Origin of the sequence: Martelella lutilitoris, assembly GCF_005924265.1 — a bacterium.
GTDB lineage: Bacteria > Pseudomonadota > Alphaproteobacteria > Rhizobiales > Rhizobiaceae > Martelella > Martelella lutilitoris.
This window is the reverse complement of sequence record NZ_VCLB01000007.1, coordinates 1-25,639: the sequence shown is the minus strand read 5'-3', so window position 1 is coordinate 25,639 and position 25,639 is coordinate 1. Positions and strand designations below refer to the sequence as shown.

The window sequence follows — 25,639 nt, the reverse complement described above, 5'->3', positions numbered from 1 at the left end:
CCGCATCTGTCAGAAGAAGAGGAATGGAGCAATGGCATTTCAGTATTTCATGACCCATAAGGGCACGACGCTCGAGCGCGATGTGCAAGCGGATGTCTACCGGTTTAAAACCGATCATATGAGCATCGATGCCGATGGCGCGCCCAATTGCTATCATCCCAATGATGTCAGCGGGCTGGATAAACTGTCATATTCCGGCTATCCGGACGACTGGTCCGGCGTCCTTGTGCCCGACCCGGCCGATCGGACGAAGCCTTATACTCAGAAGAGGGGAACCTATAAAGGCTTCTTTGTATCGCAGACCGCGCTTTGCGATCCCGCAAAGGACGAAACCGATCCGGCCCGCTATGTCGATGCCCGCCATATTCCCTATTGGGTTTTCCCGCCGGAATTTCCGCCCATCAAGGGTACGGGCCGGCTTGGCGATGTCGGTGTTGCCAAAAACATGACCACCGGCGTGACATCGTCCTTCATCATCGCCGATGTCGGCCCGCCAAATCATCCTCTGGCTGAAGTCTCGATTGCGCTGGCCCAGGCGTTGGGCGGCAACCATGTCAATCCGCGCAATGGCGCGGGCAAGCCGGCTGGCGAAATGGCCTATGCCGTCTTTCGCAATGCGTCGGCCCAAACGGGCGGCTGGCCGCTCACGACTGCTCAGATCGACACCATTGCCGTGAAACATACTGCGCGCTGCGGCGGCGTCGGTCAGCTTTTTGCGGGGCTTTGAAGCGCATGTTGTCCCGTAAGGTTTGTTCTTTGTTCTGCCCTCACGGGCGCACCCTGAAGCCGGGCGGCTTTGCATTTCGGTGAAACGGCGAAACCGCTTTGCCACGATCTGAAAGCAACAGAGGGGAATGGTAATGAAACATGCACACAAACAGCAAATGAACCGGCCATTCACGATGGCGCGGCGGTGTTCCGGCCCTTCAGGCTATACGCCTCTCATGCCCTTTCTTCGCGTGCCCGCTCTTGCTGCAATTGCCTTTGCTGCAACCGCCTGCGTCCAAATGGCCGCCAGCGCCGCGGACGAACAGATCATCGCTCCCGAGCAGTGGCATCCCAGGGGCTTCGATGAGCAGGCATACGACTATTTCGGAAATACAGGCGATCATGTTCTTCTGGAAAATCGCAGTGGCGGTGCGATGGGCGCCGTCATCAATCCCATCCTCATCGGCCGTTCCGGGGTCTTTGTAGGCAGGATCGACTGGCGCTACGGTCATGATAATTTTGCCGAAGACAAGCGCTTGTGCGGTCCGGCCTATCAGAAAAACGGCGTCAGCCAGAAGAGCAACAGGTTCGCCGTTGATGCCGGCGACACGGTCACGGTCGCCTTTGCCTGCGAGGCAAGCACGCGCCCGCTCCTCGATGAAGAGGGCGAGGCGTATGGCTTCGCGCGGTTTTACGCCGTTATTGATGCCGCCGCTTACAGGGTTGAGGTGGCAGGGCCCGCCTCGGCGCAGGCGCAGGCAACCATGCCTGAATTGCTGTACTGCCCCGCAGCCACGCCATCCGGCGGCCCTCTGCCGCGCAATGCGCCGCCTGTGAGAAAAGCGACGACGAAGGAACAGGATGCTCAGCCCGTGCCGCGCGATGTGGGTGCTTATGCCCTGGCGATTGTCGGCTTTATGGAGGCAGGCGGGGCCAATCCCTATGCAAATGTCAGCACGCATGACGACCTTTCGCTTGGCTATTTTCAATGGAATGCGGGAACGAGTTCCCTCTACGATGCATTTCTCGCGCGGATGACGCCGGCCGACATTGCGCTTGCGCCGCAGAGCGTGCGAGGCGGGCTGGAAACGCTTTATGCGGTTGCCAAAGGGCGTGCCCGGCGCTCTGAGGGCGCTCGCGTCATTGCCGGCTGGCGCAGCGGGGCGTCCGGGAGCCTCAGTGAACAGGCGCGTGCAGGCCTTGCCACATGGTTGGTCGAGCCCCAGATCATTGCGGTGCAAAACGCGCTGGCGGAGGGCAGAAACAGCAGGCTTGCCTATGCCTATACCCGTCAATGGTTCGCCGAGCAGGGCATCACCGCGCCCACGAAAGCCGAGATCCGCACCACCGACAGTTTTTTTCTCAATCTCATGGTCTACAATGGCGGACGAAAAAAAATGTGGTTCAGGCATGCCCGTGTATTCCGCGAAGGTTTTTCGGACGACGCTGCAATGCTTAGCGCCATTACCGGCTGGCTGGAGAAATGTGATAACTATACCGATCCGAAGACGGGCCAGTCTCTTTACAGCGTGAAGGAGGCAAGGGCCAATGCCGCGAAGTACGCCGGCATGGCAGCGCGCAATCCGGATCGCTTTTCCGACAACCAGTATAATCTCTACAGTCTCGGCTTTCTGCTGGCTACCCGCTCGATGGGCTCTAACGGCGATGTCGGTTTTCCCGGTATTTTCCAGGCCGACGTCCTGCTGCGCTACGGCGTCATCGCATTCGAAACGGGAACGATCCGCCGCGAGCCCTATGAGGCGCTGGCCCGTAAGGCTGCGCGCGCTGCTGCCGCCTCTGCAGGCGACTGAAATGACCCGATCGTCTCACACGCCGGGTAAAGCTGGCGCGGCGCGAGGTCAGAGAGTTCTGCAGAAGGAATGATCGATGAACAGGAGAAGGACATGGCTCTGATCAGAACCAATAATTTCGCTGGCATTCCGCTCTTTTATGATCGCTTCAAACCGGGCGCATACGGCCAGGAAGCTGTCCCGGTGCGCCCATATATCGACCCCGATTTTCGTGTTGCCTGCGATGCCTGCTTTTCAGACATACAGAATACATTCTCAGGGAATGGCTTTCACATCGATCAGATCTGGACCGGCGGCGTCGGACGAGAGGGAAGTGGCAGATCATATCACCACACCAATAGAGCATTCGATCTGGACTGCCTGATATTCAGCGATAAACCGATGTGGGTCGCGACCAGCTTTCCGGCCAGACCCTATCTTTATCTGGCCATTGAATCACTGCTGCGCATACACTTTGGAACGGTCCTCAATTATGACTACAACCATGCTCACGAAGACCATTTTCACTTTGACAACGGGACGAGCGTGGGCTTCAAAAAACACGCGAGAAGCCACGTTATTTTTCTCCAGCACACTTTGGAAAAACTGTTCAACAAGGATGTGGGGGCATCGGGCGTTGACGGCGTATGGGGCGGAGATACGGAAGCGGCGCTGCGTCAGACGCTGAAGGAACTGCGCCTCGGCACTCTCTCAGACAACCTAAATTGGATAAAATACCTGAAAACATGTGCCGACCTTGCGCTGGACACCGAGCAATCCATTGTTGGCGTAGCCGGTGTATAGCTGCTTTGCAGCCCGCCCGCCAAACGGCGCCCCCGCTTGCGGGCACCAGCGGCGTGGCGGGCAGCCGATATGCGAATTGCTCGGCAGACCACGAGTCAGCCCAAAAAGGGCCTCCTGACATGGCCTCGCAGCCGATTTGCGCGGACAGCTAGCCTTCAACTTGCAATGACAGGCTGACAACGACAATTCAATCTGGAGGTATCATGGCAGACGACGGTGAAGACCAAAACACTGGGGCCAAGCGTGCGTGGTGGCGACGCATCTCTGCCCGCCTTCCCTCATTCCGGCAAGTTGCAAAGGGCCTTGGTCTGCTGGCCGTTGCAGTTTTTGTATTCCTGGCCGTCGTGTCCGTCTATAACAGCTCCCAGGCTGTCGATGATTATATCCCCAGGAGCTGGAACGCGGCGATCGAAAAGCTGGGCATTGTCCCGCTCTATCCTCCACAGGAGGATGTCTATGTCGGCGATGTCTTTCTGGCAGTTGAGCCCTCAACGCAGCAGTTCAAGAAACTGCCAAACAACCTGCGCGACGAGGCCATGATGGGCCGCTCGGTTAAAATCGGCCATATCGATCTTTCATCGCACATGGACCGTCCAGACGATACGCGCTATTTCGGCGATACTAAGCTCGAAAAGGATGGCACTCTGTCGATGACGCAGCCCAGGGTCGCCGTCGTGCCGGACCCGTTGGAAGCAGGCAGGGTCGCGCTCTCAAATCTCGTTTTCCCCGCGATCAGCCTTAACCACGGGGCTTCGGCATCGGGCCTGTTGGGGGCCCTCGGCCTTTCGGCCGCCGGTGGCTCTGCAACAAAAATCGTTTTGTCACATGTGCAGGCCTATGGCGCCAATCCGTATGCCGCCCTGGTCAAGCTGGACATGTTTTGCAAGGATGATCTGACCCGCGGCTTCTGCATTGAAGAAATTGCGCGCGCTCATCTCGCCTATATGGTTGGCGATGATATTCTGAAAACTGCCGTGCTCAAGACAGGCGGCAAGGATTACATTTTCGAGATACGGATTTTCATCGTTTACCGCGCCTATCTGACAAGAAGTCTTCAGGTTGGCCGTGCTGATGGTGCCGAAACCGGCCTCTTCTCGGCCGTCCCGGAACGCAAGGATGATGACCAGGCGCCGCTCGACATGACGATAGAGCAGCCGGAGGCCCAAAACGACGGTTCGCAGGTCGCTACTATCGCAGTCTCCGCCGCGAACAACACATCAGCGGTCGAGGCAGGGCGGGGCAGCAAACGGAACTATTGGGTCAACGAGAAATTCATCCGGCCGTTGGTTTTCGGGTACCGGTCGGTTTCCATGAAAATGCGGTAAGAGCCGTGATGAGAAGAAGAGACGCCATGTTCAAGGTCGAAATCGCCTGTTTTCTCGCCGCCTTTGCAGCTACAGGCGCATGGGCTCAAAGCCAGGATGCGCCGCCTATTGAGGATAAAATTTCCGAAGACTGCAAGAGTGATTTTGGAGGGCTTCCCCGGCCGGACTGCCTCTCGTTGCTGAACGAGCCGAGTTCATCTGGCGGCGGCGCCTTCATGGACAAAACCATCAATCTCAACCAGTCTATCTATCTCGGTCTGCCAATAGAGCAATTAAAGGCTGAATCTGGCCGCCAAAGTATCCTGGTCGCGCCTGATCTTGCGCCCGCTGCGCAATAGCGCATTTCGCGCTCAAACGGTAAAGCCGCCACCCGAGAATGAAAACACGGCGACTAGCAACAAAATAGACCATTTTCGCGATTTCTAGGCGTTCATGGAAATGACGCTAAAAGAGTACAGAATGCCAACCAAACATCATCCATATCTGCTCTGAGCACAGCCTCGCTAATACTTTTGCCCGACTGAACGGGTCAGTCGTGCGATTCCTGCATGCAACCAAAGCTACAACTATGTCTATGCGGGCCCCAAGATAGCGCTCGGCATGATAAGCAAGCGACCAAGTATCCCGGATCTACCACGGCTGAGGACCACCGGCCTGAAGCGAAGCTTTGAGATTGGTGATCGCGGTGATCTGGCAGTCGGTAACCGGTGTTCTGGCCCCACCTACCGCGCGGCGTCCTGATCTGAGATTGGTTCTTTGGGAGTGGATCAGGAAGGAGTTTCTCCATGGATGCTACATTGGAGGTTCTCACGGAGGATGGAGGCCGTCGGCGCAACCGCAAATGGCCTGATGCGGTAAAGGCGCGGATCGTGGCCGAGACGTTGCGCCCGGGTGCGACGGTTGCTGCGGTCGCGCGGCGGCACGGGGTCAAGGCAAACCATCTGTCGGCATGGCGGACCTTAGCCCGGCAGGGCAAGCTGATGCTGCCAGCTCCAGAAGACGAGGTCGAATTCGCGGCGATGGTGGTTGCGGCCCCCTTACCGGATGCCGAGCCAAGCGTGGACGAGCCCGTCGAGATCATCGTGGGAACGGTCACGATCCGGTTGGCGGCGGCGACCTCGGCAACGCGCATCGCAGCGATCGCTCATGCGTTGGCACAGACGGCATGATCTTTCCGTCGAACCGCGTCCGGATCATGATCGCGACGAGGCCGGTGGACTTCCGCAAGGGACACGACGGCTTGGCGGCGCTGATGAAAAACGAACTGCGCAAGGAGCCGTTCACCGGAACGGTCTTCGTGTTCCGCGCCAGGCGGGCAGATCGTCTCAAGCTGTTGTACTGGGACGGGACTGGACTGGTGATGGCCTACAAACGGCTGGAGGAGCACAGCTTTACCTGGCCCGCGATCCGGGATGGTCTGATGACGCTGAACCATGCCCAGTTCGAAGCGCTATTCTCGGGGCTCGACTGGCGCCGCGTTCGGGCCGTTGAAACCCGCGCTCCCGAGACGGTGGAATGACTGCGGCACAATGACTCGGGCGTGGGTTTGCGCGCGCCTCCACGGAGCAGATCTGATAGATTGTGCCCATGCTGAATGCCGCCGATCTTCCTGATGATATTGCCGCTCTGAAGGCAATGCTGGTCGCCGCCGAGGCGCGCGACCAACGCAAGGACGTGCGCATCGAGCGCTTGGAAAAGCTGGTGGCCGCGTTCCGGCAAGCCGTCTTTGGCCACAAGTCGGAGAAGCGCGATCCGGAGCAGTTCGAACTGGCGCTCGAAGATCTCGAGGCGGCAATCGCCTCGGTCCATGCCGAGGAAGATGCGGATGTGCCCGCACGTAAACGAAATACCGGTCCGCGTGTTGCCAATCGCGGATCACTGCCCAAACATCTGCCTCGCATCGAAGACGTGATCGAGCCTGAGAGTCTGGTCTGCGCGTGCGGAGGCTGCCTGCACTGCATCGGCGAAGACGCTTCGGAGCGGCTGGACGTGATCCCGGCGCAGTTCCGCGTGATCGTCACCCGCCGCCCGAAGTACGCCTGCCGCGCCTGCACTGACGGGGTTGTCCAAGCATCGGCGCCCGCGCGGCTGATCCCGGGCGGCCTGCCGACCGAGGCCACGATCGCGCATGTTCTGGTTAGTAAGTACGCCGACCATCTTCCCCTGTATCGCCAAGCACAGATCATGAGCCGCCAAGGCGTTGATCTCGACCGCTCCACCTTGGCTGACTGGGTCGGACGGGCTGCTTTCGAGTTGCGACCGGTCTTCAATGCGCTGATCGCGGATCTGAAACGCTCGACCAAGCTGTTCATGGATGAAACGCGCGCCCCGGTGCTCGACCCCGGGCGACGGAAGACCAAGATCGGATACTTCTGGGCATTGGCGCGGGATGACCGTCCCTGGGGCGGCGGCGCGCCACCCGGCGTGGCCTTCACCTACGCCCCCGGGCGTGGCGGTCAGCACGCCGAGCAGATCCTGCATGGCTTCAAGGGCGTCCTGCAAGTCGATGGCTATGCCGGCTATAACCGTTTCCTCAAGCCGGGGCATGACATCAGCCTCGCCTACTGCTGGGCGCATGCGCGGCGCAAACTGGTGGAGATTGCCCGGACCGGCCCTGCGCCGATCGCGGAAGAGGGTGTGAGCCGCATCGGCGAGCTCTATCGCATAGAAGCCGATATCCGCAGCTTCGATCCCGCTTACCGCCTTACGGCAAGGCAGGAACGTTCAGCGCCGATCATCGGCGACTTCGAGGAGTGGCTCACCCAGCATCGTGCCCGTGTCGCAAGGAAATCGCCTCTCGGCGAAGCTCTTGCCTATATTGCCAAATATTGGGACGGACTTTGCTTGTTCCTGATCGATGGCCAAATTGAACTCGACAACAACACCGTCGAGCGCGCCATCCGACCCATAGCGCTGAACCGGAAGAACGCCCTCTTCGCAGGTCACGACGCGGGCGCCGAAAACTGGGCCGTCATCGCCTCGCTAATCGAGACCTGCAAACGCAACGCCGTCGATCCGCACGCCTGGCTGGCAACGACTTTAACGGACATCGCTGGAGGTCACATGCAGAGCAGTATCGCCGACCTCATGCCTTGGAATTACGTCGCCAAGGTGTGATCGGAACACCGGTTACGGCAGTCGCGCAGACCGTCGGTGTTCAGTTCAGGCAAGTGACTCAGGCCGGTGCGAAAGGAAAACGGGCCCTTCGACCAGAGTGTTAGCGTTTCCGGGCGGTGGAATGTGAAGACTTCTCGTGTTTTGGGGGATGGATCGCGACCATCGGTAAACCGCGTGATCATTCCTTTGCTCTCGCTAACAAAAGGCAGGGTCTTCGAATTACTGACCCATTTCAGCTAGGAATTCGCATATCCTGCGGACTGCTCTCCCACCGTGGTCAACGTCTCTCCCCAGGATGCAGCTTTTGACTCAACGACCCCGACTGCTTCTCTATCGACAAACAGCACGTAATCCGCCGGACCAATTTCAGTTTGATATTCACGAACAGCAACGCCAAGGCCCGCATTAAAATTTAGCTCGGATTTATCCTGTACCACCCAACCAGACTTTGCGAGTTGCTGGTCGATCGTGTCGCGGGCGATCTGTTCCGGGGACTGATTAACGGACGTGGTCATTGTGCACCATAGGTAACTCAAGCTGCACAATGCTATAGACGCACAACCTTCGCAAGCGTCTAAGGATGTAGTTACTGAAAAGCAGGTCTTGAACGTGGGGGTTTCGGCTCCCTAACAAACGGGAATTCCTCGGCGGGGTGGTATGTGCCATTGCGATATCGTTCCGGGTTTCAGTTCCCTACCAAACGGGAATGCCTCGTCGGGTGGACCTCTGTAAATATGCTTTTTTGTTTGTCAAAAAGCAATATATTCCATAGACTACTTTCCAATAACTTGCTGAATATCAGTTTTTCGACGGAACGATTGATATTTCGATTGAAAAAATAATTGTATATCATGCGGTTATTTTATTTTCCACGAACCATGGTGAACTGAAAGAAAGCCGCATTTGCCATGACGGAAAAACTGAAGGGGCTGTTCTTAAAAGCGATTGACGAAGTCAGTCTGGCAAGCGCCTTTGCCCGCGTCAAGGACAACGGCGGCGGAGCGGGCGGCGACGGGGAAACAATCCAGGCTTTCGAGCGCTCGCTGTGGCGCAACCTGCAGACGCTCTCGCGCGAACTCTTGCAGGATGACTATGTGCCCCGGCCGGCCCGCGTCGTGGATATCCCCAAGCCTTCCGGCGGAAGGCGACGTCTGCGCATACCGGCAGTGCGCGATCGCGTGATCCAGACAGCCTCGGCCAGTCTGCTCGGCGCGGGGCTGGAACCGTCATTCAACGCGCTCAGCTTCGGCTATCGCCCCGGCCGATCCGTGCAGCAGGCAGTGGCGGCCGTCGACCGGCTGCGCCGCGAGGGTTTCCGTTGGGCAGTGGATGCGGATATTCATGCCTGTTTCGACAGTGTGGCGCATGAACGTCTCATGACGGAACTCGCGCGCTATGTCGATGATCATTACTTCATCAACCTGATCAGCCTCTGGCTCGAGCATTACGGCAGCGGTGGCAGGGGTCTTGCCCAAGGCTCACCGATCTCGCCCGTACTGGCAAATCTCTATCTCGACCCCCTCGACGATGCCTTCGAAAAGGGTGCCGACCGGCTGGTCCGTTACGCCGATGATTTCGTGATCCTCTCTCAGAGCCGGGTTGCGGCGGAGAAGGCGCGGGACAAGGCCGGCAGGCTGCTTGCCCGGTTTGACCTTGACCTGCACCCGCAAAAAACACGGATCGTCCATTTTGACGATGGCCTGCGGTTTCTCGGCCATCTGTTCGTGCGCTCGCTTGTGATCAGCGACCCGTTTGACGCGCCGGACAACCTCAATGCGCTGCCCGAGCCCGAAACCGAAGAGAGTGAAGGCAGCCGGTTTCGGCCTCCCGCCAGGCGTACGCTCTACCTGGCAACGGACGGCACATCCGCACAGATCGGCAGCGGCGAGGCGGTGAACATTGCCGAAGCCGGACAGCTACGCGCGCGCATCAAGCCGGCCGCAATCGACGATATGGTCGTGTTTCCCGGCGCCGAGGTATCGCCACAGGCTTTGCGCACCCTGATGGGCCATCGGATACCGGTGCATTTTGTCGGCTCGGACGGCCGGACCATCGGTTCGGCTCTTGGGAACACGGCTCAGCACGGCAAACGACATCTGGCCCAGGCCGCGGCCATTCTGGATGAAGACCGACGCCTGATGCTGGCGCGACAGTTTGTCGAAGCGCGCGTGCACAATCAACGCGCCCTGTTGCGCCGGCTCAACCGTAAGCGGAAAGACGTCGCTGTGATCCGCGCCTGCGAGGCGCTGAACAGAATTTTGCGAAAAACGACAACGGCAGACGACATACCCGTGCTCATGGCATACGAGGCGCAGGGTGCAAAGGCTTACTGGGCGGTCCTTGGTCAACTTCTGCCCGATGACTGGCGTTTCGAGCGCCGCACCCGGCAACCGCCGAAAACCGGTTTCGATGTGATCCTTTCCATGACCGCAAGCCTGCTGACGGCGGAGATGGGAAACGCCGTGCTTTCGGCCGGGCTGCATCCGGGCTTCGGCATCCTGCACCAAACCGCGAACCGACCAAGCGTGGCCGCCACCGACCTTGCGGAAGAATTTCGCGGGCCCGTGGCCGAAGCCCTCAGCGTTACCCTTGTGGCCCAGCGGGCGCTGATGCCCGGCGACTTTGAAACTGAAGCTGACGGCACGGTAACCGCTGCGGCCGGCGCTACGGCCACCATCATCCGCCACTATGAGCGATGGACACAGCGCCCCGTGCGCGACCCGGGAGATACAGCGGAAAGGCCGGACAAGATCAGTTGGTCCGAATTGATGCAACGCCAGGCACGGCGGCTGGCCGAAGACCTTGAAGGCGGTCAGGGCTACAAAAGCTACAGAATGGACTACTGACATGCCAGAGCAGCGCCATTTCACAGTTTTTTCCTATGACATCAGCGACGACCGCAAACGTCGTAATGTTGCTGCCATACTCGAAGACCACGCCGTGCGCGTGCAATTTTCCGTCTTCGAGGCCTTTCTCACGCACCAACAATGCCAGGCGTTGGCCGAACGGCTGGAACGGCGGCTTGATCGGGGCGACAGTCTGCGCGTTTATGTGGTGACGGCGACTGGGCTCAAGCACAGTCGCAGCTTCGGCGGGCCGGCGATTGTCGATGACAGCGCCCCGTTTCTTTTGTTCTGATCTCTGCTGGAAAGGCGCAATTCATGGAAAGCCGCTACGACGCCCTTTCGGCCAAACTCGCACGGATGGATGGCGCCGCGCTTCGCGCCTTCCTCGCGGAAGTCCAGACGCCGGCCGGCCCTGAAGACCTGCTTGCCGGCTTCACATGGACCACACTGAGCTTTCTCGTCGAGGGACGTTTTTTCGACTGGCAGGGACATGATATCGCCCGCAAGCTGCGCGGCGCGCTCTGGCCGGTTCTCGTGCAAACTGCAAGCGCCGGGGCCATAGCTGGAAAGCCCTGCGGCAACACGCCCCCTAGCCTGCTCGACCTTCTGTGGAATGATGCCGGGCGGCTGCGGCGCGGGAGGGCGATCCCCAAGCCATGGGTCATCAGGGCCGGACCACCGGTCAGGATGGAAGACGGCGTGACCCGCACCGTCATAGAGGTGCAATTGTTCGGCCTAGCTGCCGCGCTTCACGCAGCCATGCGCGATGTCGTCTACCGAACGGTCTCCGGCGGCATCGGCAAGGGCCGTTTCGCAACACGCTGGCGGATTGTCGATGATGCCGTAACGACCCATGAGGGCCTCGCCTGCGAGACCTTCGGGACGGTACTCGGCCTGCAATTGCTGTCACCGCTCAGGCTGACCAGCGACGGCAGGGCGAGCTTTGACTATTCGGCGATGTTGCCAGGACTGATCGACAGGGTCGAAGGTCTCGGCCTCTGGCAGGGCCGCAGGCTGGATTGCGATTTCGGGGCGCTCAGGGCAAAGGCCCGCGCGATCGCCATCGATACGGAAGACAGCAGCATCTACGCCTGGGAACGCCGCTCGACCCGCGCCAATGGCAAAATTCCAATGGAAGACACGCGCGGCATGCTCGTCCTCACCGGAGATTTTTCTGGGCTGGAGCCGTTTTTATCGCTTCTTCCGGTCGTGCACGCCGGCAAGGACACCCGCCATGGCCATGGCTGGTGCGCGCTGCTCTATCCCGCAGACTGAGCGAACATTCAAGCCATTTCCATCACCAGCACGCATCCGGTATCGCCTGAGCGCGACTCCTGCTCCCTTCCAAACGGGAATGTCTCGTCGACAGATGAAGGCGATGGCCTCAATTTCTGCGGGGTTTCAGTTCCCTTCCAAACGGGAATGTCTCGTCGACCGACTAACCAGAAGCCTTTGAACTATAGCCGCTTTTTTTATGGCTTTCCACCCGATCCTGGTTCTCAATACCTCCTCCAACAAAAAAACCTTCTTTCCGGCTATTCAATCTGATAATTTATAATTAACTTTCAAGTATATAGAGAATTTTCCACGAACCAGATCGATGCCAACCGGATGTCGCTAGGCCGGTGCGCGCCCTTAAGGTCGCCTTTCCGCACCCTTGCGCCGGGAGGGACGGCCGGCGCTGAATGCTTCCAAACGCGCGCCATAACCCTCCATTTCCTCGGCGCTCAGGTCCTGACCCCGGCGCTCAGCCGGCACTTCCATGACCAGATGCCGGTAACTTGCCCCACGCTCAGTAATGTCGGCGATCATATTCACCGGCAGCGTGCCGATGACCAGATCGCCCTCCCGAACGGTCTCGATGTCGAGATGAGCAAGCATGTCGATGTCTTAGTAACCCTGACGTTCAAGCCAGTCCCTCGCGCCGGGATGGCGCGAGACAAACAACGTCCGCTCCGATTTCGGCGTGCCGATCCAGTTCTTCGGCGGTCCATCATACCAGGCGCTTGCCAGGCTTTCCCTCGGAATCTTGGAGAAATCGATGACAATGCGACCACAACCGCGGCGCAGCCGCCGCTTCAACCAGGAGTGTTGAGGCTCCTCCATAACAAACCAGCCGTGTTCTTCCGCATTCTTGATCGTCCGCCCCTTTATCAGGCAGGCGCCGGACACGACGCTTTTGACGAATTTCCACAACTCGAAACGGCTGTTGCGGAAGCGATGAGCCTCTTCAGGGACGATCGCCTGCTCGGCGTCACCATAGCCGCGCATCTCCAACACCCAGCCGCGATCCGGGAGCGAGAGAACAAGTCGGACAAGCAACGTCAACCCCGCGGAAACGGCGCCAGCGCCCACGGAGAAGATCAGCCAAGCAAAGAAATTGTCCTCGAACCAGCCGTCCTGAAAGATCATCAGGCCGTGTTGCGCGACCTCAGCCGTTACAGGTTCCATCGATCCATTCCTTGTAAACGAGCCTCGTTATTGTCGAAGTCCCCGGTGTCTCGTCGGCCGACCCGCTTGCGACAGTCTCGGTCCACCCAGTCTCCGCAGTTTCAGAAAGACTGGCAACTTCAGCGACGATCCCCTCTTCTGCCCCTGTCTTTCTCTCTGCCATCGGGCCATGCGGTCAGGCCCTCATCACCGGAGAGCCGACCGAGCGATTGCGCTCGCTCTCCCTTTTTTAGGTTTTCCTGAAACCACCTAAAGGTCTCGCCGTCGGCTGCCTGCTGCCCTTCCAGGCGCGGATAATGGACAGGGTTATCATATCCCTTTGCTGCTTTGAGAAAGGCCGCGATAAAAGGGATGCTCTCGAAGACCTTACCGTCGCCATAGGCGCCCTGCATCGCCTTTTTGAACTGTGCCGTGAGTACAGGCTGGTCGCCTGTCGGCTTTGCCTGTCCGAACACACTGCGGATTGCCGTACGCTTTTCAGCTGCCCGCCAGAAATGCCCCTCGCCTCTTACCTGAAGCGAGCCGAAACCGAGCGGCTTGCCACCGCCAAACCGGTGATAGTGATCTTCCGGCAGGTTAAGCAGCCACAAGAGCGCGCCAAGTTCCTCGCAAGTAAGGTTGCTGAAGGACATTCTGGTTGTGAAAACCGTTCCTGGCCTCACCCAATCCTTCATGGAACGGTTCTGTGAATCGCGCTGCCCCCCTCTGGATTGCTGTCTTTTCGGCCTGCGCCGTACATATTCCCTCTCCTGAGGGCCGTTGTCTGTGCTTGCATCCCGAAGCGCCTTCGCCGCATCCCAATAGCCGTCAATCTTCGAGTTGCCGCGATGATGCGGATAGACCTTCCGGCCACGCAGCCCCTCACCTTCGCGATAGCCCGGCCCGCGTTCCCCATCCGGATAGCGTTCACCGGCAGTATTTCTGGCGCCATAAAACCGCCATTGCTGCGGCTTGGGCTGCCCGAGAATCGCGAGCGGCAGCGAAACGCCATTCTGGTTGCCAAAACGCTCAACCCCGCCCTTTTCGCATGTAATCGGCGCAATGCGAAGCTGTCCGCGATAGGCCCCGTCTCCGGCCTCGTTCGCCCATCCAAACACCCGATCAGCAGGCGAAAGCTCATCAATCTTGGCAGCCGGGTGCAGCTTTTCCGGCAGGAGGTCACGCGGCGACCGCTCAAAAAGCTGGCGCGAGACCAGCACGGGAACCAACCCCTTGATGCCACGCGACAGGTTAGCCGGATCGACGACATCCACGTACAGCATCATGCCTTCCCTCAAAACAGGCGAGCCGGCACCATCGGTGTCGTACACGTGACGCGAAAGAGCCGGGTTGCGGCTGTTGATGTAAGCGTCCGGTTCTCGTCTTGAGCTTTCCCGATCTCGCAGAACCTTTTCGTTTGTCGCCTGGTAGTTTCGTACAAGCTCCGACCATTTCATCTCTATTTCAGCGTTGATTTCGACCCACCGCGGACCTTGATAACTGCCATCGTCGAAAAAGACTCGCTCGTCATGTTTTGTCGAGAAATTCTGATTGGTTCGATAGACATACGCGGGGCAATTCAAGATCGGCGCCGAAAGGGTGGCGTGCTTTCTCGATTGCCATGTTGCGGTCTTGGTCGGTTGACCGTTGGCCTCAGCAATACAGAGGTCTGCCACCCTCCAGAAATCAAAGTCGATCTTTTTCCCATTCTTGACGTCGCTGTAGTGAAGATACGCCAGATTTACACGAACACGCGCGCCGGTTTGGGGCTGCCGCCACGTCTCATTGCCAAAGGCCGGCAGCCACGCGTGCGCCGGCTTGAGGTCGCCCGCTGCATTCTGGTGGATGAAAAGCTCAAGTCCCAGCTTCCCGTCCTTCTTGCTTACCCGAGCGGGGAACCGCGTGTCGGCAGCATCGCGCGCGGCATTGGTGCTTTCCCGGTAGGCGAGCCGTTCCTTGCCATCCATGATCGCGAACCGCGAATTGGTGACGGCTTCGTAGGCGCTGCGCAGCATGCCCTTGAACGCGGTGACGGGCATGACCGGTCTGCCTTCGGCATCCACGCGCGTGCGGAATGTCTTGTGCTCGTTTTGCTCTTCGACATCAAAGGGTTCGGGAATAAGAAGCGGCGTCATCGCTGTCATGGTGACATCGAAGTCGCCCGACCAGAGGCCGTCAATCCAGGCGTGATGACCGGCAGGATGCTTCTGTCCCAGCCCGGCGGCATTTTTCGGCTCGGGCGCCGGAATGAAGTTGTAGGGATTGTGGAAGTCGCGGAGCGTTGTTCGTTGGCGCGGCGCAGCCGATCGATTGCCTTGCCGCGCGTTACGGTCGGCTGCGGCGTTATGCTGCCCGATTTTTCGGATATTCATAGCCATTTTCCGCGCGCCTCCCCCGCTGACCGGATCATCGAAGGTGACCAGTTCCCCGTCGGAGAAGCCAGTGCCGTCGAAATCCCAGTCGACCTTCAGGCGCTCGACACCGGTGTCGATCTCAAATACCGGCTCCTCCGGATCAGGATCAATAATTAGCAGCTTACCGGTTCGCGACATCAGTTCAGGCCTCCCGGTTTGTGTTCTATCGCTTCAATTCTCGAATACGTTGTTCCCAGAAAGCGCGAATTGCCGCATCGATCAGTGTCCGCCGCAAACCACGCCTGCGACATCAAACGCGCGCGTTGCCCATCGGCGATATCGGCGGGCACATCCAGCGTTCCGATGCGGGCGCTGGTCAGCCGTGTCCAGCCGTTTTCAGCAGGTGCAGCCGGCTCGCCCCACAGCAGATGCGGCACAGGGATGTGGAATGCAGCCTCTTCGTTTTCACCCAAGACCGGGGTCATCAGACAGGCACTACCGCTGGCACCCGAGCGCACCCAGCGCAACGTCATGCCACTTTCCGCGAAGGCCACTGCCTCAAATGCCATTGCCGACACATCAAGGCTTGCGCCGTCCGCTGCAAACGCTTCGCCGTCCCGGAAGCGGACAAAACGATAGGCCGTCGGGGCAAAGAAAAATCCTGTCCCTTCAAAGGTGTCTCCGAAAGCGGAACGAACAGCTTGCGCGAAATCGAGGTCGGAAAATCGGCTTCGCACAAGCCTCCCCGCCAGAGCGTCAGGTCTCATGAGCCACCTCCCCTTGATCAAGATAGACGTTCCAGTCTCTCAAGATCGTCGGCATTTTTTCAGCCATGTACGTTGCATCCGCAGCCGCGCGCACCACTTTTCCAAGTTCGACCAGCTCCGCAACACCGGGCAAAGCTTCCGGGACACTGCCATCCAGTCTGAACTCGATCTTGTCCAGGGCTATCCAGCCATGACCCCGCGTCGCGCCATAGCCCAACGGGACTGCCTCGAGAAACATCTCGTTGAACACGCAAAGCAGCAACGCAAGAGCGGCATTTGCATTATTGCCGCACGCCGTTTCAAACCGATCCAAGGCCAGATCAATGCAGATCGGTTCAAACTCCATCCTGTCGAAGGCGAGTGCGGAGAATAGCTTTCCCTCCGCCGGCGCTGCGGTGAAACGGTCAACGGCAACATGAGTGGCGGGAGACGAGGCCCTGAACAAGGCGCCACCGCCGTTGGAAGAAAAGTTCTCTTGTTCAAGCAGTTGATCCCAGTCAGCGCGGGTTACGGAAAAACGCCCTTCAGCACGCACATCATGAAAGTTCAGGGCCGATTTCCCGCAGGCAGGCTTTTTTTTCCATCATAGCCTCAGCTTCCTCGGGCTCCCGGTCACGGCCGAAGAGGGCGACAACCAAGTCGTGCCGGGCAATATACGCTCGAAAACCCTCCCTATCGTCTTTGCCGTATTCACCTTCCTCCGCCAATGTTGCCATGATGCGTTCGGCGGCAGCCCGGAGCGCGCCCTTAACAGACGAGCCCGGCAAGGTCGGTACGACGCGCCCAGAAACCGGCGAGGAAAACGGGTAGGCACCGAACACAAGCGTCTCACCGCTCTCCTTCACCATGACGGAACCGAGCGGCCTCCAATTTAGTTTGATTTCCAGCCGGCCCGGACGGCTCAGTCGTTTCAACCGACCTTCAAGACCCGAGGCCAAAAGCCATTCGCCATTTTCAAATGCGTCAAGAAACGCGGCTGTGTCGTTGAGCGGGAGCTTGCGCCAGTGCAGCTCTTCTGCATGAACCTGCCCCATGCCGCGCGAACTGGCAGCGCCAAGCGCAATCCGCCCCGATTTCAAAGCTTCGGCAATCATGAAGAAAGTGTCGCGGACCGCATCCGCAAACGCCGGATCCGCTGGTATCTCCGCGACCAGGCTGAAACCGAACCGGTTCCCGGACAAAACCGTCTCCCGATCATACTTGATATTGGAGGAGGCTCTTCCCTCAACCCGGTCGATCCACACACCGTCACGCAGCCGCAAGACGGTCTCACCATTGCCGGGCTTCAACAAACAATCATCGAAAAGCAGAAAGCTCGTATAGTCGCCTTCTTGAGAAGACTTTGAACTGCGACCACGAATATTGCCCCAAATGCGATTATGGACCGAGTTGTGAGCAAATGCCGCGCCAGAGTACTCGAAATAGCTGCGCACCGCGCCCGCCAGAGATGAAGCCGGAATATAGACCGTCCCGTCGCCCGATCGCGCTACAGGCTGATCGGAGACCCAGTCATCGGCGCCACCCCAGGTCGAAAGGTCGCTGTCGAGCACAAGATCTCCCTCGAGCCGCCATTTCTCGACAAGCTCACGCGCCATCGGCCACCTCCATCTTAACACCGGGTTCGGATTGCTGCAGGACATGAAGCTGCAGACCTGCGAGAATGAGGGCTGTGCTGGCCCACGAACGAAGCTGTGCTCGCACGCTATCCGCGGCCCCTAGATCGCCAGGTGGCGCCTCCATCTTCGATTCAATCCAGGACATGACATCTCTGTCTGGAAAGTTCCCTATGCCCAAAGCCGCGCCGCTTGCAATCTGCCAAAACTTGCCTGCGGTCGCCGGACCAAGTTTCTCCGTCATGTCATCGCTTGGGCCACCGTCTCGCCGCACGTCCCTCTGACGTCTCTGTCTGCGCAAGATCGTCATTAGGGCTTCCGCCCGCTGCTCTTCCGGAGCAAGGAATATGGCAGATCGAATTCGTCCCAGCATTGCATTTGATGGCTTGCTCGCGTGACCGCACTCAAACCCAAACAGCGATTTGAACAAATCTCGATCGGCAACAACAAGTTCGATCGCCTCCAGGATCGCTTGGCGCCACGCCGTAACTTCTATTCGTCTGGCAGTCTCGCTTTCCTTCCCCTTCACAACTGCCGAACCGTACTTCTGTCGATAGGAAGCACAATCAATGGCCGGATAGAGAAGCATGCCTTGCGCTTCGGCCAAAAAAGCCGGATCGACCGATACGGCTCCAAATCCCTCGGCCTTGCGTTCGCCAAGTCCCTCCTCCGCGATTTTGACGATAAAGTCATTCTTAATCGGTTTGGTGAAACGGAACTTGATCACTGACCCGGCGCCAACGGCCGCGAAGGCCGGCCTAGGCAGGCCAGCTGCGATTGAGAATCCCTCCACATTCACGGCCCGGATGAAGCTACGGGTCGCGGCGTGGTCGCAGAAGGCCGACAGCGTGGTGCCGGCGGCATGATCAATCGCTGCCAGCACCGCCTCGTAATTGGCTGCCGGCGCGAAACTATCGTCTCTCACAATCGCATCCGTATGAAAAAAAAGATCAAATCCGGTGCATTCCCCTGCCCTTTCAGCCGCCGAATTGCCGTTGCCTGCAAGCACAGCAGTGGTTGTAACCCGTCCGTAACCTGAGGCCCGCGCCCGTCCGATGCGAACCTGCCCCGAAAGTGAGCGCAAAAGGCCTTCCTCATCGCCGGCGAGCGACGATCGGATTTTCACCTGGCCACGAAAAACCTGATCTTCCGCGAGCGCCTCATAAACATAGACGCCGCCGATGGCAGATGTAGGCCTCTGGCGCTCATCATCGATTGTATTGTGCGTGAGCATGATCTTTTGGGTCCGGACGGGTACCAGCGCCTTGCCGGCATAGGAAAGGAAGCCATTCCCGAGCGATTTCCGCTGCACATTTGATTGTTCTGCTGCATCTTCCCCGACCACGTAAATTTTGCTGGCTTCGGGGTCTGGCGGATCTTTCGGCCGTTCGAAGCAGGCCGGAGCAACAATTGTGGTATCGCTGCTGCCTGCGGGATAGGCTGGCAAGACGCGAATATCACCCGCAAAGATCGCCTGATCGACGTCGCCCGGCACTTTTAGCATTCGTTTTATTGCCGGCAACAACAGGCTCCCAGGAAGATATGATAGGCTTGTGATGACATTACCCTCGATCCGCCCGGCGGCGAGCAAGGGCTCAAGCAGACGATACTCCACGTCGACTGTCGTCCATGCGCCGGCTTTTGGTTCGCAAGCGTTTGTCAGATTTGCCCTCAGCCCCGGCTCCACCCGTTCTGCCTCCGGCGGCGGTCTCTCAAGCCGTTTTCGGTAATCACCGGCCCGCTTTGAACCGTTCAACGAGAGTTGGACCCGACCGAGGCCCCGGCGCCGTTTTCCGCCGATACGCTCCAGCACGAAACAGGCTGCAGCCAGAAATGCTTCAGCTGCTTCAATCTCTTGTGTGCCTGACAAAGCGACGGTGATCTCTGCCTCGAAGCGCAAGCCGCGCCGTGCAATTTCGTCGAAACGAAGCATGTTCTCGGCTGCCGTGCCGCTGTCCCGGTCGATTTTCACGCCTGGCTTGGCAAATGTCATTGCCTGAACCAACCGCTCACGCGAAGGCTCGGCGGCAATGGAGAAAATGTGCTCGCGCAATACGGGCGACAGGCGCGCGGCAGAAAAATGGACTACGCCTGAGACGGGCCGCTGGCGATCCCCCGAATGCGCCGCTTGCCCCTCAACCACCGGCTGACTTCCGAAAAGATGCGCCGCAAACTCCGCCCAGGGCCCATTGCCTTCCTGATCCAGGGCGCTGGCGACGGTCTCCGCCGCATCGCGCAGCATGCCTTTCAAGGTTGAAGCCGGAATAAACGGGAAGCCATCACCATCGCGCGCTACACGCGAGTCAAGCGCGCCATAGCGTCCGCCGCCTGTCCCGATGTGCCAGTCCGACAGCATCTCGATGCTTAGCCTCAAAGTTTGCGCAATCATGATCGCCCTCCTTGCATGGTTTTGGGCGAAGACTGGTTTTCCGGTATCTGAGTGTCCATGATAGCCATCGCATCCAGAAACATTGTTGCGCGTCCATTCAGCCCGGCCAATTCGTAGAAGAGCTCTGCCAGCGGTTCCGAACTGCGCGCATTGAAACGTTGGCGCGCGGCCTCGGCGACGTCAGGACCCAGCATCACAGCTTCGCGCATTCGATGCGCCTGTCCGCGCGGAACCGCGTCGCCGTGCAGCGTCGCCACGCAACTTTCGAGATCGCACATCGAGCGGAACGCAGCGTGTTTCTCGAGAACATAGGGACCGCCGTGAAGAGCGAAATTCTGATTTCCATTATGATTGCGCAATTGCCCCAGATCGGAGATGCCATCATAGGAAACGTGGAAATCAAGCGCGGAAAGGCCTTGCTTCTTGGGCTCGCTTTTGGCGCTGTCGGCCAGGGCAGCGGCAAGTTCGTAGGCGCGATAGAAGGGATGATGCGGCTTGACGACGGCAATCCCCCCGCCCATGCGAACCCCCGAAAACGCCCTAGAAACGCCGCCAATATCACTGTCGCAAATCAATTGATTGATGGCCTTGTTCTCGGCAGAGGCTTGTCTGAATTTCTCGACAAACGCCCGTGCAAAACGGATCGCGCGCGTGCCATCACAAATGACAGTCAGATCATCGCCGGCAAGCACCAGCGGCTTGATCGGAATCGACGTCCTCGTGCGCGCTGCACCTTCTGCCGCGAAAAATCCCGCCCATGTTTCGCGCGTCGCATCATGCACGGCCTGACGATTGACCTGATCCAACGCTTCCGAGAAGTCCACGTAGTAGCGCCGGTAATCGGCCTGGCTCTTGCCTCCGGCGCGGGCGACGAATTCATCGAACTTCAGAAATATCTGGCCGATTCCGTTGCCGTCGATGTGGATGACCGCGCGCCAGTTTTCGTCCCATCCCTCGTCATCCTCGCCGGTATCATACTGGTGCTGATCGGTTTGCTTGAGACCCAGTACCGCGCGTAGCTGATCCAACGCCGACGGACGGAAAGCGCGTTTCTGAAGTACCGAAAGCGAAAAATCGCGAACGAGCCCTTCGCCTCTCCAGGCCGGATCATTGGCATCGAAACCGGATGCGCCTGCCCCGGAGGAATGACAATCCGCCGCAAAGGGCAACCGCTGCAAATGGGCGAAATCCGGAGGAGCGGCAGCGCGGAGCTGAGCGAGCCTGAGGTGCACGGCCTTCAACGCGCGATGAAAGTCTGCGACACCCGTCTGCGGGTCGTCGTCAACGAGTGCGACATGGGCACCGACAAGCCCCAGTCCGGGCGCCTCGACGAGGGCTCTGCGAGAAACTGCAGCCACAAGCTTCTCGGCGTCGGCGACACTCGCGGCAACAAACAGCGCCTTTCCGGAGGTCAGAAGAACCGGTTCAAGAACCGCCCCCCCCGCATTGATCCGCATAGCTTCTTCGTCGGGCCAGACGCAGCCCGCAAGACGGACCTGCTCCGAGGCACCGGTCATTTCACGCAGTCGGTTCGTTGCAAAGATATAGGCTTGATTTGAAAGCGTTTCGATCAAGACCAAGCGTCTGTCGCCACAGCCTGCCTGCATAAGCCATCCCCTGCTCATTCGAACCCGCAAAGAATACTTTATGGCAATTTCGGGATTGTAAAGAAAAAAAGTTGCAGCGACAGATTGTCGCCCAAAGCGGTTTTTGCCGGAAGTGCCGCTGCGAGCGGCGCAACATCCGCAAGGCCCACGAGAAAACTATTGCTCGACAGACCTTAGTCGCGAAACGAACTGCCCTTCCAGACGGAAGGTCCGTCAATCCCACACTCTCGCTCAACGCTTTGCCGGAACACCAGCGTTTCAGTTCCCTTCCAAACGGGAAGCCCCTTCAAACTTGAGGACCCCTCTCGTCGAAGGAAAGCCCGTTAAGTTTCAGTTCCCTTCTAAACGGGAAGCCCCTTCAAACCGACTAACTATAAACTATTCACAGATCAGCATAAAAAGCAACACTTTCCACATAACACTGATTGTATCGACAGAACGTCTGAACAGTATTCGCTGAATTTCTTCTGAAAAAGAGAATTTATTTAAGAAATAATATGCTTAAACAAATATCCACGGACCTGCCCTTGTCCCCGCCGTTGTTCGGCATGAGCGGCATTGGCGTTCGTGAATACTGCACCTCGGTTTATTCATCGTCCGAGACGCTTGTCGTGTTGATACGCCCACGTTTCAGAGCACGGGAACAGACATGACAGCTATTCAGGAAAAGCTTTTTTCAGCTACCTTTCTGCCGCAACTCTTTTATTCTTGTCGTCAGGGCTGGCATGCGTCAACCCCCTTCAATAACAAGAATAAAACGATATATTAAATAAGTGTGCAATTCGCACCTGTGCTTCGGGATCGAGGACAGCGTTCATTCATAGTTGTACAGTGTCAGTCGGGGGTCAACGTGGAGACAATCTTCACCAACCGGAAGCTTCTCGTCGCGGCATGCCTTCTTGCGCTGTCGGCCATCTTCATCGGCTTGCTGAGCGAGGCCTTTATCAGACTTGTGTTCGAACACGTTTTCACGCCACAGACCACGACGGGCCTCGGACTTGTCGCGCTCGCTCTGCTCTTTCTTTTGCTCTTCCTGCCCGTCGCCCTGCTTACCATGCGCCAGGCAAGCCGCATCGTCGGCAGCACGGTCACAACACTTCCCGATCGCCGAGAGCGGCAACTGAGTTACCTTGTAACCGGGTACTCGCCTATGCCCTCAGAAGCAATCAAGCAGGCGTTGGGTGCGGCGGCGGTCATTGCCGATATCTTGCCCAAACCGCAAGAGCAGTTTTCACGGGCTTACGCTGACCGATATAACGGAAAGGAGGCGCCGAAGTGGAACTGGCAGCAAAATGTGCGGGCCGCGGCGCGACACGGCAAAGCGCTTAAAGCGATTTATGTTTTAAACCCAGACACAGACCAGTTTGGCAAGTTCGAGAAGTTCATGAAACGGGCGCTCGAAGGCACGGAATGCCAGCCGGAGATCATCTGCATCTCCGATGAGCAAAACCCCGGTGATTATTTCTGCCCGACGGATGGGGGCGGCCGCGCGATACCTCCAAGCTACGAAAATTACGACTATGTCTATGCGGGCTTCAAACGAGCGCTCGACCTTATCGGCGGCCGATCCGATATACCGAATCTGCCGCGGCCGCGAACCGTCTTTTTCGGGTCAAAACGCGACGCCATGATTGATCGCGAAACGTGTATTGATATCACACCAGGACCCAAACCTTACTCGGTCGCAGCGGCAATCCTGACCCTCAACCGGGATCTGAAGTTCAGCTATGTGACGAAAGAAGGGGAAGTCTTGTTCTACGACACGCATGTCAGCTTTTCCGGCGAGTGAGCAACGATTGCCCTCGGGTAACCGATCTTTCTTCGCAGCATCTAGCAGAGGCGCCAAACTGACCCTCTAAATGTGGCAGAAAGCCATTGATCGATACCCAATCACCTGCGAGAAGCCCCTTTTGGCGAAGTTAAATGTCGGAAACGACTGCAAGCCATTTTGGCGAACTATCCCACGAGTTACTCCATATCGCCGACCAATTTCTGCACTTGCAGACTGCTACACATAAAGCTACACAATTCGCTCAGACATAAAAAACTATATATTTGTTTTTAAAGTGTTATTTTATTTTTACCTATCTTTCTGACGGACACCTCCTCCGCCATCTCTGCTTGCGCTTTGCCACCCTCCAACCCAAAGCGCATTGGCTCCAAGTTCGAACTTCGACCTTCACTCTCCGCCATCACGGTTGGCCTGCGTTTTCTGAAACGTTGCGCTGCGCTCTACGCGCTGCATACGCTGGTCGGTGTACCGGCACTTCAAGTCTCCCCAACCCGTCATTGCTATTTGTCGTTCATGGCCCCAGAGTCGGGCAACGATCCGAAAACTTACGAAACCGGGATTTGTCGTGTAGGATGTCAAAAAGCGGTATGAGACGAAAACTCGTCTCGCGGCTTGCCATAAGGCTTTTCTCCAACGGGAATGAACACATGAACGAATTCGACTATATGGTCGAAGCTGCCCTCTATCCCGGTCGCAAGGCCAAGGGAAACCGCAGCCCGCGCTACAAACGGTTTGAGACTGCCGCGGACGCGGTGCGTTTTGCCGTGGAAGAGCGAGAGGGCTGCAAGCTTCGGGGATCGGTGCTGGAGATTGACGAAAACCGCTACGACGACAAGCAGATCCGGATGCTGTACGACGCGCCGGATTACCCGCTTGCGCGCAGCGAAAAGTGATGGAAGCGCTCGCTCCCAAGGGGCTATCCCGGCACTGTCCGCGCGACTGTGCAGGTGTTGAATGACGACCTTTTCGGTGCGCCATCTCACCGTCTATCGCTATCGACGGCCGGTCGGTTTCGGGCGTCATCGATTGATGTTCCGGCCCCGCGACAGTTTCGACCAGACGCTTTTGAGCTGCACTCTGAACGTTCGCCCGCAGGACGCGCGCATTCATTGGATCCATGATGTATTCGGCAATTGCATCGCGCTTGTCGATGTTGACGTTGCAGCCCCGGAGCTCAGCTTCGAGACCACGATCGAAATTGATCATACGGCGCACATCCCTCTCGATCTGGAGATGGACCAGAGGGCAACCGGCTTCCCGTTTTCCTATGATCCCGAAGAAGCCATCGATCTTGAGAAGACCATCGCGCGGCACTACCCCGACCCCGGCGATGAAGTCGGTCGGTGGGCGAAACGCTTCGTGCCCTATGGCAATACGGCGCGCACCGGCCATGTGCTGATGACGCTCTGCAACGGCATCAGAGAGAGTTTCAGCTATGTCCGGCGCAGCGAATACGGCACCCAGACGCCCGGCGAAACGCTTGGGCTTCGCAGCGGTACCTGTCGCGACTTCGCGCTCCTGATGATGGAGGCAGCCCGATCGCTCGGCCTCGCCGCCTCTTTCGTGACCGGCTATATCTATGTGCCGGACCGCGACGGTTCCGTGACGCTGGGCGGCGGCTCGACCCACGCCTGGTGCCAGGTCTATCTGCCCGGCGCGGGATGGGTGGAGTTCGATCCGACCAACGGCATCGTCGGCAACCGTGATCTCATCCGCGTCGGCATCGCCCGGGACCCGAGCCAGGCGGTTCCGTTGTCGGGCAGCTATGATGGCGGGGCGCTCGATTTCGACGGCATGGAAGTGCAGGTCAATGTCACCACGCAGCCGGATGATATCTGCGCGCCAGTCTGACCACGCCACCGTGGCGGCTTGCAGAGCCGACGCGCCAACGTTCCGGCGAGGACATTGCGAAGTGGGCCCGATTTATTCTGCCGTTCGACCGGGCGGAACGCCGTTATGCCGCGTTACGTCTGTAGACGTGATCGATCAATCAATCAAAGCAAGGGACAGGTACGACATGAAGATACGCGCTGGCTTTCATATCGGCTACGACTGTGAACATCCGACGCCGATGCTGCTGACCCTCAATGTCTTCCC

23 protein-coding genes and 1 pseudogene are annotated in these 25,639 nt (G+C 58.3%); 15 read left to right on the top strand and 9 right to left on the bottom strand.

What is annotated here, in order from left to right; genetic code table 11:
* Positions 1-31: 31 nt before the first annotated feature.
* The 8 genes from FF124_RS13085 (at position 32) to tnpC (ending at position 7,744) form a co-directional block, all read left to right on the top strand.
* The gene (locus tag FF124_RS13085) at positions 32-727 is read left to right on the top strand and encodes a glycoside hydrolase family 75 protein (RefSeq protein WP_138748944.1); all 696 of its coding nucleotides are present in this window, start codon (positions 32-34) and stop codon (positions 725-727) included.
* Between the two features lie 133 nt (positions 728-860).
* A complete protein-coding gene (locus tag FF124_RS13080) occupies positions 861-2,519 on the top strand; it encodes a hypothetical protein (protein ID WP_138748943.1) in 1,659 nt (552 codons plus the stop codon).
* Positions 2,520-2,612: 93 nt separating this feature from the next.
* A complete protein-coding gene (locus tag FF124_RS13075; RefSeq protein WP_187326930.1) occupies positions 2,613-3,302 on the top strand; it encodes an extensin family protein in 690 nt (229 codons plus the stop codon).
* A 203-nt stretch (positions 3,303-3,505) separates the two neighbouring features.
* Complete coding sequence (locus FF124_RS13070; protein ID WP_138748941.1) at positions 3,506-4,627, top strand: hypothetical protein; 1,122 nt, start codon at positions 3,506-3,508, stop codon at positions 4,625-4,627.
* A gap of 26 nt (positions 4,628-4,653) precedes the next feature.
* Positions 4,654-4,965: a hypothetical protein gene (locus FF124_RS13065; RefSeq protein ID WP_138748940.1), complete on the top strand. Its 312-nt coding sequence runs from the start codon at positions 4,654-4,656 to the stop codon at positions 4,963-4,965.
* 447 nt (positions 4,966-5,412) lie between these two features.
* On the top strand, positions 5,413-5,796 hold the full coding sequence (gene tnpA, locus FF124_RS20915; RefSeq protein WP_138748939.1) for an IS66-like element accessory protein TnpA: 384 nt from the start codon (positions 5,413-5,415) through the stop codon (positions 5,794-5,796).
* On the top strand, positions 5,793-6,146 hold the full coding sequence (tnpB, locus tag FF124_RS13055) for an IS66 family insertion sequence element accessory protein TnpB (protein ID WP_138748938.1): 354 nt from the start codon (positions 5,793-5,795) through the stop codon (positions 6,144-6,146). Before tnpA ends, tnpB begins: the two co-directional genes overlap by 4 nt.
* 68 nt (positions 6,147-6,214) lie before the next feature.
* Positions 6,215-7,744, top strand: a complete 1,530-nt coding sequence (gene tnpC, locus FF124_RS13050; protein WP_138748937.1) for an IS66 family transposase — start codon at positions 6,215-6,217, stop codon at positions 7,742-7,744.
* Positions 7,745-7,980: 236 nt separating this feature from the next.
* Here tnpC and FF124_RS13045 read toward each other — a convergent pair whose 3' ends face one another.
* Entirely contained in the window at positions 7,981-8,259 is a 279-nt protein-coding gene (locus tag FF124_RS13045) for a hypothetical protein (RefSeq protein ID WP_187326929.1), read from the bottom strand.
* A gap of 564 nt (positions 8,260-8,823) precedes the next feature.
* Between FF124_RS13045 and cas1 the strand changes: the two genes are divergently transcribed.
* The 3 genes from cas1 to FF124_RS13030 are packed head-to-tail and all read left to right on the top strand — an operon-like array spanning position 8,824 to position 11,865.
* Positions 8,824-10,590, top strand: a complete 1,767-nt coding sequence (gene cas1, locus FF124_RS13040) for a CRISPR-associated endonuclease Cas1 (protein WP_187326928.1) — start codon at positions 8,824-8,826, stop codon at positions 10,588-10,590.
* A 1-nt stretch (position 10,591) separates the two neighbouring features.
* On the top strand, positions 10,592-10,882 hold the full coding sequence (cas2, locus tag FF124_RS13035; RefSeq protein WP_138748935.1) for a CRISPR-associated endonuclease Cas2: 291 nt from the start codon (positions 10,592-10,594) through the stop codon (positions 10,880-10,882).
* 23 nt (positions 10,883-10,905) lie between these two features.
* On the top strand, positions 10,906-11,865 hold the full coding sequence (locus FF124_RS13030; protein WP_138748934.1) for a hypothetical protein: 960 nt from the start codon (positions 10,906-10,908) through the stop codon (positions 11,863-11,865).
* Positions 11,866-12,225: 360 nt separating this feature from the next.
* Here the strand turns inward: FF124_RS13030 and csx16 are convergent, their stop codons facing one another.
* From csx16 to FF124_RS12995, 8 genes are all read right to left on the bottom strand, one after another.
* The gene (gene csx16 / locus FF124_RS20695) at positions 12,226-12,471 is read right to left on the bottom strand and encodes a CRISPR-associated protein Csx16 (protein ID WP_210237468.1); all 246 of its coding nucleotides are present in this window, start codon (positions 12,469-12,471) and stop codon (positions 12,226-12,228) included.
* A gap of 9 nt (positions 12,472-12,480) precedes the next feature.
* Positions 12,481-13,041 carry a hypothetical protein gene (locus FF124_RS20690; RefSeq protein WP_210237467.1) on the bottom strand — a complete coding sequence of 187 codons (561 nt, stop codon included), beginning with the start codon at positions 13,039-13,041 and terminating at the stop codon, positions 12,481-12,483.
* A 119-nt stretch (positions 13,042-13,160) separates the two neighbouring features.
* Entirely contained in the window at positions 13,161-15,572 is a 2,412-nt protein-coding gene (locus FF124_RS13020; RefSeq protein ID WP_138748933.1) for a TIGR03986 family type III CRISPR-associated RAMP protein, read from the bottom strand.
* Positions 15,572-16,141, bottom strand: a complete 570-nt coding sequence (csx19, locus tag FF124_RS13015) for a type III-D CRISPR-associated protein Csx19 (protein WP_138748932.1) — start codon at positions 16,139-16,141, stop codon at positions 15,572-15,574. Before csx19 ends, FF124_RS13020 begins: the two co-directional genes overlap by 1 nt.
* Positions 16,131-16,676, bottom strand: coding sequence for a hypothetical protein (locus FF124_RS13010; RefSeq protein ID WP_138748931.1), 546 nt, complete (start codon positions 16,674-16,676; stop codon positions 16,131-16,133). The genes csx19 and FF124_RS13010 overlap by 11 nt, the downstream gene beginning before the upstream one ends.
* 1 nt (position 16,677) lies before the next feature.
* Positions 16,678-17,736, bottom strand: a complete 1,059-nt coding sequence (locus FF124_RS13005) for an RAMP superfamily CRISPR-associated protein (protein WP_187326927.1) — start codon at positions 17,734-17,736, stop codon at positions 16,678-16,680.
* Positions 17,726-20,143 carry an RAMP superfamily CRISPR-associated protein gene (locus tag FF124_RS13000; RefSeq protein ID WP_138748929.1) on the bottom strand — a complete coding sequence of 806 codons (2,418 nt, stop codon included), beginning with the start codon at positions 20,141-20,143 and terminating at the stop codon, positions 17,726-17,728. The genes FF124_RS13005 and FF124_RS13000 overlap by 11 nt, the downstream gene beginning before the upstream one ends.
* Positions 20,140-21,717 carry a Cas10/Cmr2 second palm domain-containing protein gene (locus FF124_RS12995; protein ID WP_138748928.1) on the bottom strand — a complete coding sequence of 526 codons (1,578 nt, stop codon included), beginning with the start codon at positions 21,715-21,717 and terminating at the stop codon, positions 20,140-20,142. The genes FF124_RS13000 and FF124_RS12995 overlap by 4 nt, the downstream gene beginning before the upstream one ends.
* A gap of 883 nt (positions 21,718-22,600) precedes the next feature.
* Between FF124_RS12995 and FF124_RS12990 the strand changes: the two genes are divergently transcribed.
* The 4 genes and pseudogenes from FF124_RS12990 to FF124_RS20685 form a co-directional block, all read left to right on the top strand.
* The gene (locus tag FF124_RS12990; protein ID WP_138748927.1) at positions 22,601-23,539 is read left to right on the top strand and encodes a hypothetical protein; all 939 of its coding nucleotides are present in this window, start codon (positions 22,601-22,603) and stop codon (positions 23,537-23,539) included.
* 650 nt (positions 23,540-24,189) lie between these two features.
* Entirely contained in the window at positions 24,190-24,435 is a 246-nt protein-coding gene (locus FF124_RS12985) for a hypothetical protein (RefSeq protein ID WP_138748926.1), read from the top strand.
* A 61-nt stretch (positions 24,436-24,496) separates the two neighbouring features.
* Positions 24,497-25,393: a transglutaminase family protein gene (locus FF124_RS12980; protein ID WP_138748925.1), complete on the top strand. Its 897-nt coding sequence runs from the start codon at positions 24,497-24,499 to the stop codon at positions 25,391-25,393.
* Positions 25,394-25,454: 61 nt separating this feature from the next.
* Positions 25,455-25,639: pseudogene (locus FF124_RS20685) on the top strand (hypothetical protein); the annotation flags it as partial.

Bases quoted from the DNA above. Each gene is read 5' to 3' on its own strand.
- FF124_RS13070 (WP_138748941.1), top strand. From the start codon at position 3,506: ATGGCAGACGACGGTGAAGACCAAAACACTGGGGCCAAGCGTGCGTGG.
- FF124_RS12980 (WP_138748925.1), top strand. From the start codon at position 24,497: ATGACGACCTTTTCGGTGCGCCATCTCACCGTCTATCGCTATCGACGG.
- FF124_RS13085 (WP_138748944.1), top strand. From the start codon at position 32: ATGGCATTTCAGTATTTCATGACCCATAAGGGCACGACGCTCGAGCGC.
- FF124_RS13000 (WP_138748929.1), bottom strand. From the start codon at position 20,143: ATGATTGCGCAAACTTTGAGGCTAAGCATCGAGATGCTGTCGGACTGG.
- FF124_RS13075 (WP_187326930.1), top strand. From the start codon at position 2,613: ATGGCTCTGATCAGAACCAATAATTTCGCTGGCATTCCGCTCTTTTAT.
- cas2 (WP_138748935.1), top strand. From the start codon at position 10,592: ATGCCAGAGCAGCGCCATTTCACAGTTTTTTCCTATGACATCAGCGAC.
- FF124_RS12985 (WP_138748926.1), top strand. From the start codon at position 24,190: ATGAACGAATTCGACTATATGGTCGAAGCTGCCCTCTATCCCGGTCGC.
- FF124_RS13020 (WP_138748933.1), bottom strand. From the start codon at position 15,572: ATGTCGCGAACCGGTAAGCTGCTAATTATTGATCCTGATCCGGAGGAG.
- FF124_RS13030 (WP_138748934.1), top strand. From the start codon at position 10,906: ATGGAAAGCCGCTACGACGCCCTTTCGGCCAAACTCGCACGGATGGAT.
- tnpB (WP_138748938.1), top strand. From the start codon at position 5,793: ATGATCTTTCCGTCGAACCGCGTCCGGATCATGATCGCGACGAGGCCG.
- tnpC (WP_138748937.1), top strand. From the start codon at position 6,215: ATGCTGAATGCCGCCGATCTTCCTGATGATATTGCCGCTCTGAAGGCA.
- FF124_RS13080 (WP_138748943.1), top strand. From the start codon at position 861: ATGAAACATGCACACAAACAGCAAATGAACCGGCCATTCACGATGGCG.
- FF124_RS13005 (WP_187326927.1), bottom strand. From the start codon at position 17,736: ATGGCGCGTGAGCTTGTCGAGAAATGGCGGCTCGAGGGAGATCTTGTG.
- csx19 (WP_138748932.1), bottom strand. From the start codon at position 16,141: ATGAGACCTGACGCTCTGGCGGGGAGGCTTGTGCGAAGCCGATTTTCC.
- FF124_RS20690 (WP_210237467.1), bottom strand. From the start codon at position 13,041: ATGGAACCTGTAACGGCTGAGGTCGCGCAACACGGCCTGATGATCTTT.
- csx16 (WP_210237468.1), bottom strand. From the start codon at position 12,471: ATGCTTGCTCATCTCGACATCGAGACCGTTCGGGAGGGCGATCTGGTC.
- FF124_RS13045 (WP_187326929.1), bottom strand. From the start codon at position 8,259: ATGACCACGTCCGTTAATCAGTCCCCGGAACAGATCGCCCGCGACACG.
- tnpA (WP_138748939.1), top strand. From the start codon at position 5,413: ATGGATGCTACATTGGAGGTTCTCACGGAGGATGGAGGCCGTCGGCGC.
- FF124_RS13065 (WP_138748940.1), top strand. From the start codon at position 4,654: ATGTTCAAGGTCGAAATCGCCTGTTTTCTCGCCGCCTTTGCAGCTACA.